The sequence below is a fragment of the Bordetella genomosp. 7 genome (genome assembly GCF_002261415.1).
Taxonomy (GTDB): domain Bacteria; phylum Pseudomonadota; class Gammaproteobacteria; order Burkholderiales; family Burkholderiaceae_B; genus Bordetella_A.
The window spans coordinates 95,603-109,402 of sequence record NZ_NEVI01000017.1 but is presented as its reverse complement, the minus strand read 5'-3'; the positions used below and the strand labels follow the sequence as shown (position 1 = coordinate 109,402).

Genomic DNA, 13,800 nt, shown 5'->3' with positions numbered 1-13,800 from the left:
TCGTCTCGACACCACTGCCGAGAGCGCTGCAAATCATGGTTCGGCCATGGTGCCCAAGGGTGCTGTTTGATGAGTCGCCCAAACACTCGGTTCTGCTGAGTCAATCTAATGACAAGCTCGCTGAGCGTCGCCTATAAAAAAATAGCTGAGAAAAAGGCCCGCACGGTGCGGGCCCCCAAGGGTACGGGCGCGCGTCAGGCGCGCGTCTTTGGCGGCTTTTGCCGGGCCTGGCGCGCAATACGCAGGGAATCCACGACTTTGGTCAGCGCTTCGACCGAATACGGTTTCTGCAATAGTTCAAAGTCGGTGGGGCCGAATTCGGCCAGGATGTGGCTGTATCCCGTGGCCAGCACGATGCGTATGCCGGGCCACTTGGTATTGATGCGTTGTGCCAGCTCGATGCCATTGATTTCCGGCATGACGATGTCGGTGATGACGAGGTCGAAGCCGCCGTTGCACGCTTCGCAGGCTTGCAGCGCCGCGGTGCCGTTGGCAACCGTGGTGACCTTCTGCCCCAGGTCTTGCAGCAGGCTGGTGACGATCTCGTTGACTTCGGCGTTGTCTTCGACCAGCAATACGCGGTAAGTGGGGCGCAGCAGGGCGTCCATCGAGTCCGAATTCGGGCTCAACAGATCTTCGTATCCCAGCGGTTGGGCCACGGGCAGGTACAGCGTGAAGGTCGTGCCTTGGCCCGGTGCGCTTTGCAGGTCGACCAGGCCGCCCGATTGCATCACGAAACCCAGCACCTGGCTCAGGCCAAGCCCCGTGCCGCGACCGGGTTCCTTGGTGGTGTAGAACGGCTCGAATACGCGGTCGACAAGTTCCGGCGGAATGCCCGTGCCCGTGTCGGTGATTGCAATGGCCACGTGCGGGCTGTTTACTTCGGCGTGGTGCCGCGTGCGGGGCACTGCTTGCACTTCTTGGGCTTGGATGGTCACCGACCCGCCGTCGGGCATGGCGTCGCGGGCGTTGATCAGGATGTTGAGGATGCAGGTTTCCAGCTGGTTGCGGTCTGCATGAACATAGCAGGGCTCGGACGACAGCTTGTAGTGCATGTCGACTGCCGAGCCTTTGGTGGCATGTATCAGTTCTTTCATGCTTTCGATGCAGCCGCATACGTCGAACGTGACGGGGCGCAACGGCTGCTTGCGCGCATAGGCCAGCAATTGCCGCGTCAGATGAGCGGCGCGGTCGGCGGTGGAAGCGATGGCGTCGATATAGCCCTGGCGCTTGCGCTCGGTAAGGCCGGGTTGGCGCAGCAACTCTGCCGAGCCGCGTATCACCATCAGCAGGTTGTTGAAGTCGTGGGCGACGCCGCCGGTAAGCAGGCCCAGCGCCTCGAGCTTCTGTGAGTGGTGCAGCGCCTCGCGCGCCGCCTGTAATTCTTGCTCGGATTTTTTGCGGTCGGTGATGTCGCGCGTGATTTTGGCAAAGCCCAGCAGCTTGCCGTGCTGGTTGCGGATGGGGTCGATGACGACGCTGGTCCAGAATTGCGATCCGTCCTTGCGCACGCGCCAACCTTCGGACTCGTAGCGCCCTTCCTGGATCGCCGTGGCCAGGGCATGGGCCGGAATGCCGGCGGCGCGGTCTTCGTCGGTGTAGAAGCACGAAAAGTGCTTGCCTATGACTTCGTGAGCCTGGTAGCCCTTGAAGCGCTCGGCCCCGGCGTTCCAACTGCTGACATAGCCATCGGGGTCGAGCAGGTAAATGGCATAGTCCATTACCGCTTCGACCAGGAGTTGGTAACGGTAGGCCTCGTCCAGCTCAGTCAAGCTGCTGAGGTGTGCGCCCGACGTGCTCAATTTCGTTTCTGGTGGCATGGACGCAATATCAAGAGGTGAAATGACTTGCTTATCTTTTTAGTGACAAGGTTTGTATTATTAGGCGACAAATCAAAAAATAAATGGCGCCTCGCCACGCACGGCCGCCGAGTCCTTCGCGCATGGCTCATCGACATTACGAAACACTTCAAAGGCGAGGGCGCGCGGCAGTGCGCGGTAACGGGCCAAGGGCCCACTATAGAGGCGCTCGCCCCTGGCGGCAAACGCTTGTTTGGGCCGAGCGCTCGGGTCAGGCACGCAATTTGCAGCGACGCCCGCCCGAAGAGCCCCTTTGGGGCGACCTGACGAGGTGCATCATGGCGACGAGAACCATCTGGAAAGGCGCGATTTCGTTCGGACTTGTACACATACCGGTGGGCCTGCATACGGCGACCACGGATTCGGGCGTGGATTTCGACTGGCTGGACAAGCGCACGATGGACCCGGTGGGCTACAAGCGCATCAACAAGCGCACAGGCAAAGAGATCGACCGCGAGAACATCGTCAAGGGGGTGGCCTATCAAGAAGGCGAGTATGTGGTGCTGTCGCCGGATGAAATTGCAGAAGCCTACCCGCGCACCACCCAGACCATCGAGATCCAGCGTTTTGTCGACGCGGCCGACGTGTCGTTTGTGTACCTGGAGCGTCCTTATTACGTAGAACCCATCAACCGCGGCCACAAGGTGTATGCGCTATTGCGCGATACGCTGGCCAAGACGGGCAAGATCGGCATTGCGAAGGTGGTGATACAGACCAAGCAGCACCTGGCCGCGCTCATCCCTTCCGGGGATGCGCTGGTGCTGAACCTGATGCGGTGGGGCGAAGAGGTCAAGTCCATGAAAGGGCTGGACCTGCCGGCGGTCGGCGCAAAGAACATGTCGCCCAGCGCGAGCGAACTGAAGATGGCCAAGATGCTGGTGGAAGATATGTCGGGCCCGTGGGACCCTGAAGAGTTCCGCGATGAGTTCCGCGAGACCGTCATGCAGCTGGTAGAGGCCAAGGCCCGCGCGGGGAAGACGGAAACCGTGATCACGCCCCAGGAAGACAAGCCAGCCTATGCCGACAATGTCATCGACCTGACCGAGTTGCTGCAACGCAGCCTGAAGGGCGGAAAAAAGGCCACGGGCGGCGCGCGCAAGAAGGCCGCCAAGACCGCCGCCAAGTCCGCCGCCAAGACCGCCGCCAAGACGGCGAAGAAAGCCGCGCCCGCCAAGCGCGCGGCCAAGAAATCGGGCGCCCGGTCCGGCAAGTCGGGCAGCGCCCGCAAGGCGGCGTAAGCCATGGCCGATACGCTCAAGCGGTATCGTGACAAACGCGATTTCAAGGTGACGCCGGAGCCCGCCGAAGGCGGCAGGGCCAACGAGCAGTCGCGCGCCTTTGTGATCCAGAAGCACTGGGCGAGCCGCCTGCACTACGATTTCCGACTGGAACTGGGCGGTGCGATGAAAAGTTGGGCCGTACCCAAGGGGCCCAGCTACGACCCGTCGGTCAAGCGCATGGCCGTGCAGGTGGAAGACCATCCCATTGCCTACAACCAGTTCGAGGGCGAAATTCCCAAGGGGCAGTATGGGGCGGGCAAGGTCATCATCTGGGACGAAGGGGTATGGGCGCCGGTGGGAGACCCGCGCAAGGGATGGCGTGATGGACACCTGAAGTTCGACCTGCACGGGCACAAAATGCAGGGGCGCTGGGCCTTGATACGCCTGAAGGGCAGGGAAACCGAAAAGCAGCCGCCCTGGTTGTTGATCAAAGACCGCGACGAGCATGCGCGCGCCGAAGACGAGTTTTCGGTGGTGGACGAAATGCCCGACAGCATTGTTCCGCTGCGCAAGCCGGCCAGGAAGGCTGCCGGCCGTGCCCGCAACAAGCCTGTCGCGCGGGCCGCGGCCAGCACGGCCAGGCAGCCGCCGGCGAACGGCGGGCAGGGCGATGACGCCATCCCGGGCAAACCGGCGGACCTGCCGGCCGAGCTCAAACCGCAACTTGCCACTCTGGTGGACAGGCCGCCCGCGGCGGGCGACTGGGTCTATGAACTCAAGTACGACGGCTATCGTATCCTGGCCCGCCTGGAAGAAGGCCAGGCGCGCCTGTACACCCGCAACGGCCATGACTGGACTGCCCGCCTGCCTCACCTGGCGCGTGCCCTGGCCGGTATCAAGGTGCCTTCGGCCTGGCTGGACGGCGAGATCGTGGTGCTGGCCGACAATGGCATGCCCAGCTTCCAGGCGCTGCAGAATGCCTTCGACAGCGACCGTACGGGGGATATCGTCTACTACCTGTTCGACATGCCTTATGTGGCCGGGCGCGACATACGCGCTGAACCGCTGCACGCGCGGCGGGCGTGGCTGGGCCAGTTGCTTGCGGCGAACGGCGCCGTCCTGAAAGAAGCCGTCAGGTTCAGCGAGACGCTGGACGCCGCGCCCGGCCAGCTCGTGGCGTCTGCCTGCAAGATGGGGCTGGAAGGCATTATCGGCAAGCGACGCGACGCCGCGTATGTATCCCGGCGCAGCGACAGCTGGGTCAAGCTGAAGTGCGCGCAGCGGCAGGAGTTCGTAATAGTGGGATATACGTCGCCGCAGGGCTCGCGCGCCGGTTTTGGCGCGCTATTGCTGGCGGTGCACGACAAGAATGGCGAACTGCGCTATGCCGGCAAAGTGGGCACGGGTTTCGATACGCGCGGGCTCGAATCGCTGGCGCGGCGGTTGAATGAGCTGAAGACGGACAAGAGCGCGCTTGCGGCCGGCGCCAAGGCGGCGCGCGGCGCGCATTGGGTCAAGCCGGAGCTGATCGCCGAGGTGTCATTTGCCGAATGGACCGCCTCTGGCCACGTACGCCAGGCGACCTTCCGCGGTTTGCGCGCCGACAAGCCGGCCAAGTCCATCGAACGCGAGCGGCCCGTTTCCGCGCGCGCCGTCGAATCCGCTGCGCGGTCGGAAAGCGGGCGCCGCGGGGAAGGGGCGGCGGGTCGCAAGGGCCGGGCCGCCGTCGGCAGTGCGGACAAGCCCGCCGGCCGCAAAGACGCCGCGCGCCTGTCCAGGCTGACCCATCCCGAACGCGTCATCGACACAACGTCGGGCCTGACCAAGCTGGACCTTGCGCGGTATTACGGCCTGGTGGCGCCGCTGCTGCTGGACCACCTGCGCCACCGGCCCGTGTCGTTCGTGCGGGCACCCTCGGGCGTGCAAGGCGAATTGTTCTTCCAGAAGCATCCCGATTTCGACACCATGCCGGGCGTGAAGGCGCTGCCGCGCGAGCTTTACCCCAAGCATCCGCCGCTGGCCGAAGTGGCGACGCCCGAGGGCATCATGTCCAGCGCGCAGATGAATGTGGTGGAGTTCCATACCTGGAACGCCGTCAAGTCGGCCATCGACAGGCCGGACCGCATGCTGTTTGACCTGGACCCCGGCGAGGGCGTGAAGTGGGCCTCGGTGCGGCAAGCAGCCGAGCTGGTGCGGGTGCTGCTGGACGAACTGGGCCTGGAGTCATGGCTGAAGACCAGCGGCGGCAAGGGCCTGCACGTGGTCGTGCCCTTGCGCAAGCAGTACGGCTGGGACGTGGTGAAAGACTTTTCGCAGGCGGTGGTGCAGCACCTGGCCAAGACAGAGCCCCAGTTGTTCGTGGCCAAGAGCGGCCCCAAGAACCGCGTCGGCAAGATCTTTGCCGACTACCTGCGCAACGGCTTCGGCGCCACGACGGTGGCCGCGTGGTCGGCGCGCGCGCGGCCCGGCATGGGCATTTCTGTGCCGCTGGCCTGGGACGAGCTGCCAGGCCTGGACCGCAGCGACCACTGGACGGTTGACAATGTGCACCAACGCCTGGATGTGGGTAATGAGCCCTGGGCAGCGTACCGGCCCCAGGCCCTGGGCCGGGCCATGAAAGCCCTGGGGTTCGAGCCGCGCTAGCGGCGCGGCCGGGCCCTTAATTGTCAACGCCAAGCTTGCGGAACAACCAAAAAGGGTGTTATAGTCGCCGTCTTTACAGCGCCCGTAGCTCAGTTGGATAGAGTACTTGGCTACGAACCAAGGGGTCGTGGGTTCGAATCCTGCCGGGCGCGCCAATTCAAAAAGGGTCTCGATTGCGAGGCCCTTTTTCTTTGTGCCGGCCACTTTGTGCCGGCCGCGCCCGGGCGGCCTTCATGCGGCCATTTACTGTGGCTTGATGCCGGCCAGGCTCACCAGTTCGCGGTACTTGTCGAACTGGCCGGGCATGGCGGCTTTCATGCCCGCCGGGCCGACGATATCGATATCGATGCCGGCGCTATTGCAGCGATGAACGTGCCGTACGCGGTGTCGATGGTGGCGCATGGCGTGCCCAGCGGCCCGGCCTGGCACGATGACGGCACCATGCGCAACGACACTCTGCTGGCGTTCATGCGCAAGGTGACGGTGCTGCCGCATACCGGGTTCGAAGCGGCCCTGGCCGTGGACCCGCAGGCGCGCATCGGCAAGGTCGAAGTGCGGGCGCGCGGACAGGTGCTCCAAGCGCAGCGGCATTACAGGCAGGGGTCGCCCGCCACTCCCGAAACGCGCATGACCGACGAACAGTTGCTTGCCAAGTTCCGTCACTGCGCCAGCCGGGTGCGGCCCGACACGGCCGGCCAGATCGGCTCGATGATTTTCCAGCTGGAGCGGCTGGTCGACATCGGCGAGCTGGCACGACTCTGGTAGCGGGCGATGTGCGCAGCGTGCCTGAGCGGTCTGTTCGGGCTTCACGACCCCGACGCGGAAGAACCGAGCTACGAAATGTTCCATCGGTTCAAGGCCAGGCGGTCGGGCGGCCTGGGCGGGCGTGCCGCCGGCCAGAGCGACGCGCAGGCAGCCACGGCGCCGGCTCGTGCCGAACCGGCGAGGCCCCGACTGCGCTACGGCGGGCGGGGCTGGGCAGGCTACATCGACCAGGAAGGCTAGGGCGGTCGGCCCCTAGACGAAACCTATCCACCGGCCCGCCACGATGGCGGCCAGCCACAGGCCCAGCGATACGGCCGCCTGGGTGCGTACCCGCAATGTGACGGGGCCGCCCGCCAGCAGCCTGGCCCAATGGGTGCTGTGTCGCAGCCAGAGGGCGTTGGCGATGCCCGCGGCCACGATTGCCACCTTGACCAGAAACGCCGGGTTGGCCACATATTCTCGCGGTTGCACGGCGAACAACAGCAGGCCGGTGGCTACCGCCAGCAGCGCTCCCGCGGCGGCCAGCCGGGGCAGGGACGCCGCCGCATCCGCCTGCGACATCTGCCGCATGAGCCCCAGCAGGCGCAGGTCCAGCGCGGCGATGCTGCCGAACAGCAGGCCAATGGCCGCAATGTGCGCGGCGTTGACCAGCAGGTAGGCGGTATCCCAGCGACGCAGCATTGCGGCAGGCGGCAGGGCGGCCAGCCATTCCAGCATCTACTGTCCCGACGATTTGATGCGTTCGGGGTAGATGTCGTAGGTTTTGCCCTCTACCGTGATCTGTATGGCCTTCATGCGTTTTTCGTTGTGGTCTTGCGCACGGTTGCCGGTGGCGGAGACGGTGTCGCCGGGCTTGGCGGAACCTTCGACGAATCCGGTTCGGCGGGTCTGCGACGGATTGCCCAGTTCCACTCGCCATACCCCGTCGGCGGCTTTTACGTCCAGCCAGGGGTGGGGCGGCGCGATCTGCACCTGCCGGACGGTGCCTTGCAGTTGGATGGGCTCGGCATCGGCCCAGGACCAGCCGTGGTGCGCCCACGCCGAAGATGCGAGCGCCGCCGCGCACGCCAGCGCGGCCAGCGTCGGGACACAGGTTTTATTCGCCATGGATGACTCCATTGTGCAAACAGTCGGGGCTGCGCGCGCCGCCGGCAGGCGGCTGCGGGCCTGAATACTATAGCGTCGTGCCCGCGCCGCGCATAGCGCCTTGCGCGTTGCGGAATCCCGGTGTGGGCGGGGGTTGCGGCATGCCGCGAATATAGTGGATTTAATCAACTAATTGCCGTATAGTTGCCGCATGCCTTTACGCAACCAGCAGGAGCCTGAATGAGTGCTGCCTATGAAACTGTGGCGCTGGACGTCGCCGGGCATGTGGCGACGTTGACGCTTAACCGCCCCGAGAACCGCAACGCATTGAGCCTGCGCATGTGCCGGGAACTCGTAGCCGCGTGTACCGCGCTGGCCGCTGACGAGCAGGTGCATGTGGTCGTGATACGCGGGGCGGGGCCGGTGTTCTGCGCCGGCGCCGACCTGAAAGAACGGCGCACCATGACGGATCAGGACATGACGGCGCGACGCGTGGCCGGCTTTGCGGCTTATGCGGCTATAGAACGCCTGCCCCAGCCGGCCATCGCGGTGGTGCATGGCGCGGCGTTCGGCTCGGGTTGCGAGATCGCCGGCGCCTGCGATTTCATCCTGGCGGCGCAGGGCACGCGGTTCTGCTATCCCGAGGTGGGGTGGGGAACAATAGGCGCGACGCAACGGCTGCCCCGGGCAGTGGGGGCGCGGATGGCCAAAGAGTTGCTGTTCACCGGGCGCAAGTTCGACGCCCGGGAAGCACGCGAGATCGGGCTGGTGAATCACGTATACCCGCCCGACGAACTGGCGGCCCAGGCCGCCGAAATGGCTGCGCACATCGCGCGCGCCACGCCGCTGACGGTACGGCTGACCAAGCGCAGCGTCGACCAGGGGCTGGCCACCACGCGCGAGGGCGCCATGGCGGTAGAGCTCCTGGCGATCGAAGAAAACCTGCGCGGCACCGACTGGAAGGGCGCGCTGGCGGGGTTTGGCGCAAAATCGGCGGGGGTGACCGATGCTGGTTGAGCCGACGACCTTGCCCGAGCAATTGGCCGAAACCGCCTTGCAGCGCGGGCAGGCCGAGGCTTTCGTGGCGCCCGACGGACGTCAGACCTGGGCCGACATGGCGCGCGAGGCGCGCCGCGTTGCCGCAGCACTGCATGCCATGGGCGTGCGCCGTGGCGACCACGTGGGCATCTTGCTGGGCAACAGCGCGCTGTGGGTGCAGGTGTTCTATGGTTGCGCCAGCCTGGGGGCGGTGGCGGTGCCGGTCAATACGCGCTTCAAAAGCAGCGAGTTGAGTTTTTGCCTGAAGCAGGCGGATATCAGCCTGTTGATCACGGCCGATGAGTTCCTGGGCATTGATTTCCTGGAGCTGCTCCGGCAGGTGGAGCCTGCCATCGACACCGGCCTGCCGGGGCAGTCGCTGCCCGTGCTGCGCCAGCTCGTGGTCGTGGGATCGCAGCCTCCGGCCGGCGCCGTCGGCTACGCGGCGTTCATCGAGCAGGGACAGGCTGTGCCACAGGCCGAACTGGATGCGGCGTGTGCGAGCGTGCAGCCCGACGATGTACTTCTTATTCAATACACATCGGGCACGACGTCGTTTCCCAAGGGCGTGATGTTGACGCACGCCAACATGCTGACCAACGCGTGGGCGGCATCCAGGCGCATGGGGGTCGAGCCCGAAGATCGCTACTTCAGCATACGGCCGTATTTCCACGTGGCGGGCACCACCTTGTCCATCCTGGTCAGCCTGGTCACGGGCTGCTGCCTGCTGACGCTGCCGCGCTTCGACGTGGGCCAGGCATTGCGCATGCTGGACGAGGAACGCTGTACGCTCACCTCGGGCAATGACACGATCTTCCTGATGCTGATGGGCCACCCGGACTTCGACGCCCGGCGCCTGCACCTGCGCGGCGGCTGGGCAGCGGCCGGGCCCGAGGTCATGCAGAAGATCCGCGACGTAATGGGCGTGCCGTCGATCTGCAATGCCTATGGCCAGTCGGAGGCCTCGCCCAATGTAACCATGTCTTCGTACGACGACGATTTCTCGCTGCGCGCCATGGGCTGGGCGTTTCCGCATCCCGGCATGGAGGTGCGCATTGTCGATCCAGCCACGCGAGCCCGCTTGCCCGCGGGACAACGCGGCGAAATCCAGGCCAGGGGATGGAGCGTCATGAAGGGCTACTACAACATGCCCGAAGCCACGGCGCGCGCGTTGAGCGCCGACGGCTGGCTCAGCACCGGAGACCTGGGCGAAATGGACAGCGAAGGACGGCTGCGCATGGTGGGCCGCCTGAAAGACATGTTCAGGGTGGGTGGCGAGAACGTGGCGCCCCTGGAGATCGAAGAAGTGCTGCACACGCACGCGGCCGTGCAGCTGGCCCAGGTCGTGGGGGTGCCCGATGCGCGTCTGGGCGAAGTGCCCGCTGCGTTTGTGCTGCTCAAGCCTGGCCGTATGGCCACGCCCGACGAACTGGTCGACTGGTGCAAGGCGCGTTGCGCCAACTTCAAGGTGCCGCGCTATCTGGATGTGGTCGACAGCTTCGAGCATATCGGCATGACGGGTAGTTCCAAAGTGCAGAAAACCAAGCTGCGCGAATATGCCTTGCAGCGTTTCGGGCTGGAGCAGCCGGCATGACGCGCGACGTGATCCTTTGCGAATGCTATGCGCGCGATGGCTTGCAGCACGAGGCGCGCTTTATTGATACTTCCGTCAAGGCGGACCTGATCCAGCGTTTTGCCGCGCTGGGATTCGAGCGCATCGAGGCGACTTCGTACTCGAATCCCGCCGTCGTTCCGCAATTTGCCGACGCCAGCGAGTTGCTGGCCACGCTGCCCCGGCGCGAAGGCGTCTGGTACAAGGCCACTTGCGCCAATGTGCGGGCGGTCGAGCGTGCCCTGGCCGACCTTGACGCGGGGCACGGCGCCAACGAGATCAGCCTGCTGGTGTCGGCCAGCGAATCGCATTCACAGCGCAATCTGAAGCGCACTCGCGAGGAGCAATGGCGCAATGTGGCCGGCATGGCAGAGCGTGCTCACGGACGTTTTCGCATGGTGGGCACGATTTCGGTGGCGTTCGGCTGCCCCTTCGAGGGCCGGGTCGACGAGGCCACGGTGGTTGACGACGCGCGCCGCTTTGCCGAACTTGGCGTCGACGCGGTGACGCTGGGCGACACCACAGGCATGGCTGCGCCGCAGGCGGTGCAGGGCCTGTTCCGCGTGTTGCTGCGCGAATGCCCCCAACTGGCGCTGGTGGCGCATTTCCACGATACGCGCGGCACCGGCCTGGTGAATTACGTCGCGGCCCTGGAAGCCGGCGTGCGCTATTTCGACAGCGCTTTCGGCGGCGTCGGCGGGCATCCCGACAAAGTGAAATACGGCGGCGGGCATACCGGCAACGTGGCTACGGAAGACCTGGTGAGCCTGTTCGAATCCATGGGCGTGCGCACCGGCCTGGACCTGCAGCAGTTGCTGGAAGTGTCCCGGCTCTGCCAGCAGGCGCTGGGGCGCGAGCTGCACAGCCGCGTGGCGGCCAGCGGGCTCAATCCATTGGCGCTGCGCCCATGATGACGGCCCGTCCGGCAGGGCTGCATCCTTTGTATATGATGTGCGCGTTGGCACACGGCCGCCCGGCGTGTGCGCCCCAAGCCTGGAAACCTTCGACTATGGCCACTCGTACCGCCGCCAAGACCGTGGCGCCGCGCGCCGCCCCAAGCGGCCTGAAAGACCTGTTTTCGTATCGCCTGAACCGGCTGGCGTATGTGTCGAGCCGCATTGCCGCGGGGCTGAACCAGAGCCGCTATCAGGTGGGTCCGCGCGAATGGCGCATTGTGGCGTTGCTGGGCGCCGAGGCGCCCATGTCGTTGAATGCCCTGGCGCGCGAGTCGAATATCGACAAAAGCCAGGCCAGCCGCACAGTGTCGGAACTGATCGACAAGAAGCTGATCCGCCGCAGCGCCGATGCGCAGGACGGACGGGGCATCAGCCTGGACCTGACCGCTGCCGGCCGGCGCCTGTACCAGGAGATGTTTCCCGCGGCGGTGCAGCGAAACGAAGCCTTGCTCGAAGTACTGAGCCCGGCCGAGCGCGAAGCGCTCGAGCGGGCGCTGGACAAGCTGACGGGACGGGCGCTCGAGATGTTTCATGAATTGAAAAGCGAGATCCCGGCCCGACGGGGTCGAAGCGCCGGACCCCGCTGAACTGACGCGCCCGCCTGCCCGGCGGCGCGTCCATATAGTTGATTTTTGCAATTAATTTGCCAATCGCAATGCCATGACGAGGATCGGATGACCGAACTGCAGATCGAGAACCAGGATGCCGTGCGCATTCTTTGCATGAATCGCCCGGATAAGCACAACGCGCTGAATACCGCGCTGACGCAGGCCTTGCTGGATGCCCTGCGCGCGGCCGACCGCGACAGCACTGTGCGCGCGGTGGTGCTGGCGGGCAATGGACGTTCATTCTGCGCCGGCGCCGACACCAGGGAGTTCGCAGGACTGACGGCGCAGCATGCCGATGCGGTATCGCGGCGCGCCGAGCTGACGACCGAGCTTCACCAGGTGTTTTCGCTGATGGGCAAACCGGTTGTTTCCGCGGTGCACGGCAATGCGCTTGGGGGCGGGGCAGGGCTGGCGCTGGCGTGCGACATGACCGTGGCGGCCGACGACATGCGTTTTGGTTATCCCGAACTGCGCCATGGCATTGTCGCCGCAGTGGTCATGGCGAACCTGGTTCGGCAGGTCGGCCGCAAGCAGGCGTTCGAACTGGTCGCCCTGGCCGAGCCTATCGACGGCGCGCGCGCGCTGGCGTTGGGCCTGGCCAACCGCGTGGTGCCGGCCGGCCAGGTGCGTGACACGGCGCTCGAACTGGCGCGCCGCATGGCGGCCTGGGACCCGGCCGCCATGAAGCTGACGAAGCGTTCGTTTCACCGGGCGGCGGACCTGGGGCTGGCCGAGGCGCTGGCGGTGGGCCGCGACGCGAACACCATCATGCGCAGCTTCGGGGGCGGAGGTGGCCAATGAAACCGCTGGACGGCGTCACCATCCTGGATCTTTCGCGCGTGCTCGCCTGCCCGTTCGCCTCGATGATATTGGCCGAGCTGGGCGCCACGGTGATCAAGGTAGAGCAGCCGGGCGCGGGCGACGAAACGCGCAGTTTCGAGCCGCGCGTGCAGGGGCCCGGGGGCAGCGAATCGGCTTACTACCTGGCCTTCAACCGCAGCAAGCAGTCGATTACGGTGAACTTCCGCCACCCGGAGGGGCAGGCGCTGATTCGCAGACTGGCGGCGCAGGCGGACGTCGTCGTCGAGAACTTCCCGGTGGGCACATTGCAGAAGTATGGGCTGGACCGCGAACACATCGCACCCGATAACCCCGGCCTGATCTACTGTTCCTGCACGGGGTTCGGGCAGACCGGCCCGTATGCGCCGCGCAAGGGATATGACACCGTGTTCCAGGCAATGGGCGGCATCATGAGCCTGACGGGCGAACGAGGCGGCGGACCCGTCAAGCCCGGGCTGCCGGTGGCCGACCTGACGTCGGGCCTGTGGGTGGCCATCGGCATCCTGGCCACCCTGCTGGGGCGCGAACGTGGCGGCCCGGGATGTCATGTGGATTTCTCGATGCTCGATGGCCAGGTCGGCCTGCTGTCGCTCGCGGCGGCGCGCTTTTTCGCACTGGGAGAGGTGCCTGCGCGCATGGGCACCGAGCATCCGGGCCGGGTGCCGTCGGCAGCCTTTGAATGCCGCGACGGGAAGTGGGTACAGATCACGGGCAGCGACCAGCATTGGAAGCCATTGTGTGAACTGCTGGGGCTGGTCGCATGGCGCGACGATCCGGAACTGGCTCGCAACGCCAACCGCGTGGCGCGGCGCGAGGAGGTCATGGCCGGGCTGGCCGAGGCCATCCGGAAAATCGACCGCGATGCGCTCTGCGCGCGCTGCGATGCCGCGGGCGTGCCGGCCGGGCCAATTCTGTCTGTAGACGAAATCTTCGCCAATGAGCATGTGCGGGCGCGCGGCATGGTCGCCGGGTACGAGCACCCCCAGCTGGGACGTTTCGGCGCGGTGCCCGTGCCCTTCAAGTTCGACGGTTACGAGCACCCCGAGACGGGCCGGCCCCCGCTGCTGGGCGAACACACCGACCACGTGCTCAGGCAACGCCTGGGTCTGGATGACCGTGACATAGCTGCCTTGCGCGAGCAAGGCGCCATATGAACGCTTGCGATACGCCGTA

The 13,800-nt window shown here is 65.5% G+C and carries 13 protein-coding genes and 1 tRNA gene; 11 read left to right on the top strand and 3 right to left on the bottom strand.

Annotated features, from left to right (window positions below; translation table 11 throughout):
- Positions 1–194: 194 nt before the first annotated feature.
- A complete protein-coding gene (locus CAL18_RS12120) occupies positions 195–1,820 on the bottom strand; it encodes a PAS domain-containing sensor histidine kinase (RefSeq protein WP_094817934.1) in 1,626 nt (541 codons plus the stop codon).
- Between the two features lie 317 nt (positions 1,821–2,137).
- Here CAL18_RS12120 and CAL18_RS12115 point away from each other — a divergent pair, with 317 nt between their 5' ends.
- From CAL18_RS12115 to CAL18_RS19710, 5 genes are all read left to right on the top strand, one after another.
- A complete protein-coding gene (locus tag CAL18_RS12115) occupies positions 2,138–3,097 on the top strand; it encodes a Ku protein (RefSeq protein ID WP_094817933.1) in 960 nt (319 codons plus the stop codon).
- 3 nt (positions 3,098–3,100) lie between these two features.
- Positions 3,101–5,722, top strand: a complete 2,622-nt coding sequence (gene ligD, locus CAL18_RS12110; RefSeq protein WP_094817932.1) for a DNA ligase D — start codon at positions 3,101–3,103, stop codon at positions 5,720–5,722.
- Positions 5,723–5,800: 78 nt separating this feature from the next.
- A tRNA-Arg gene (locus CAL18_RS12105) sits at positions 5,801–5,877 on the top strand.
- Positions 5,878–5,929: 52 nt separating this feature from the next.
- On the top strand, positions 5,930–6,487 hold the full coding sequence (locus tag CAL18_RS12100) for an MmgE/PrpD family protein (RefSeq protein ID WP_094817931.1): 558 nt from the start codon (positions 5,930–5,932) through the stop codon (positions 6,485–6,487).
- A gap of 75 nt (positions 6,488–6,562) precedes the next feature.
- Positions 6,563–6,727: a hypothetical protein gene (locus tag CAL18_RS19710; protein ID WP_155807736.1), complete on the top strand. Its 165-nt coding sequence runs from the start codon at positions 6,563–6,565 to the stop codon at positions 6,725–6,727.
- A gap of 12 nt (positions 6,728–6,739) precedes the next feature.
- On the opposite strand, the gene CAL18_RS12090 is transcribed toward CAL18_RS19710, so the two are convergent.
- A complete protein-coding gene (locus CAL18_RS12090; RefSeq protein WP_094817930.1) occupies positions 6,740–7,204 on the bottom strand; it encodes a DUF2214 domain-containing protein in 465 nt (154 codons plus the stop codon).
- Entirely contained in the window at positions 7,205–7,594 is a 390-nt protein-coding gene (locus tag CAL18_RS12085; protein ID WP_094817929.1) for a DUF6152 family protein, read from the bottom strand.
- Positions 7,595–7,813: 219 nt separating this feature from the next.
- Between CAL18_RS12085 and CAL18_RS12080 the strand changes: the two genes are divergently transcribed.
- From CAL18_RS12080 to CAL18_RS12055, 6 genes are all read left to right on the top strand, one after another.
- Positions 7,814–8,590, top strand: a complete 777-nt coding sequence (locus CAL18_RS12080) for an enoyl-CoA hydratase/isomerase family protein (RefSeq protein ID WP_026640161.1) — start codon at positions 7,814–7,816, stop codon at positions 8,588–8,590.
- Positions 8,580–10,205 carry an AMP-binding protein gene (locus CAL18_RS12075; RefSeq protein ID WP_170940337.1) on the top strand — a complete coding sequence of 542 codons (1,626 nt, stop codon included), beginning with the start codon at positions 8,580–8,582 and terminating at the stop codon, positions 10,203–10,205. The genes CAL18_RS12080 and CAL18_RS12075 overlap by 11 nt, the downstream gene beginning before the upstream one ends.
- Positions 10,202–11,134 carry a hydroxymethylglutaryl-CoA lyase gene (locus CAL18_RS12070; protein WP_094817928.1) on the top strand — a complete coding sequence of 311 codons (933 nt, stop codon included), beginning with the start codon at positions 10,202–10,204 and terminating at the stop codon, positions 11,132–11,134. The genes CAL18_RS12075 and CAL18_RS12070 overlap by 4 nt, the downstream gene beginning before the upstream one ends.
- Positions 11,135–11,232: 98 nt before the next feature.
- Positions 11,233–11,766: a MarR family winged helix-turn-helix transcriptional regulator gene (locus tag CAL18_RS12065; protein WP_051423805.1), complete on the top strand. Its 534-nt coding sequence runs from the start codon at positions 11,233–11,235 to the stop codon at positions 11,764–11,766.
- Positions 11,767–11,853: 87 nt separating this feature from the next.
- Positions 11,854–12,588 carry an enoyl-CoA hydratase/isomerase family protein gene (locus CAL18_RS12060; RefSeq protein ID WP_094796910.1) on the top strand — a complete coding sequence of 245 codons (735 nt, stop codon included), beginning with the start codon at positions 11,854–11,856 and terminating at the stop codon, positions 12,586–12,588.
- Complete coding sequence (locus tag CAL18_RS12055; RefSeq protein ID WP_094817927.1) at positions 12,585–13,781, top strand: CaiB/BaiF CoA transferase family protein; 1,197 nt, start codon at positions 12,585–12,587, stop codon at positions 13,779–13,781. The genes CAL18_RS12060 and CAL18_RS12055 overlap by 4 nt, the downstream gene beginning before the upstream one ends.
- Positions 13,782–13,800 lie beyond the last annotated feature (19 nt).

Excerpts from the sequence above, each read along its gene's own strand:
- CAL18_RS12120 (WP_094817934.1), bottom strand. The coding sequence starts at position 1,820 with ATGCCACCAGAAACGAAATTGAGCACGTCGGGCGCACACCTCAGCAGC.
- CAL18_RS12115 (WP_094817933.1), top strand. The coding sequence starts at position 2,138 with ATGGCGACGAGAACCATCTGGAAAGGCGCGATTTCGTTCGGACTTGTA.
- ligD (WP_094817932.1), top strand. The coding sequence starts at position 3,101 with ATGGCCGATACGCTCAAGCGGTATCGTGACAAACGCGATTTCAAGGTG.
- CAL18_RS19710 (WP_155807736.1), top strand. The coding sequence starts at position 6,563 with ATGTTCCATCGGTTCAAGGCCAGGCGGTCGGGCGGCCTGGGCGGGCGT.
- CAL18_RS12090 (WP_094817930.1), bottom strand. The coding sequence starts at position 7,204 with ATGCTGGAATGGCTGGCCGCCCTGCCGCCTGCCGCAATGCTGCGTCGC.
- CAL18_RS12085 (WP_094817929.1), bottom strand. The coding sequence starts at position 7,594 with ATGGCGAATAAAACCTGTGTCCCGACGCTGGCCGCGCTGGCGTGCGCG.
- CAL18_RS12080 (WP_026640161.1), top strand. The coding sequence starts at position 7,814 with ATGAGTGCTGCCTATGAAACTGTGGCGCTGGACGTCGCCGGGCATGTG.
- CAL18_RS12075 (WP_170940337.1), top strand. The coding sequence starts at position 8,580 with ATGCTGGTTGAGCCGACGACCTTGCCCGAGCAATTGGCCGAAACCGCC.
- CAL18_RS12070 (WP_094817928.1), top strand. The coding sequence starts at position 10,202 with ATGACGCGCGACGTGATCCTTTGCGAATGCTATGCGCGCGATGGCTTG.
- CAL18_RS12065 (WP_051423805.1), top strand. The coding sequence starts at position 11,233 with ATGGCCACTCGTACCGCCGCCAAGACCGTGGCGCCGCGCGCCGCCCCA.
- CAL18_RS12060 (WP_094796910.1), top strand. The coding sequence starts at position 11,854 with ATGACCGAACTGCAGATCGAGAACCAGGATGCCGTGCGCATTCTTTGC.
- CAL18_RS12055 (WP_094817927.1), top strand. The coding sequence starts at position 12,585 with ATGAAACCGCTGGACGGCGTCACCATCCTGGATCTTTCGCGCGTGCTC.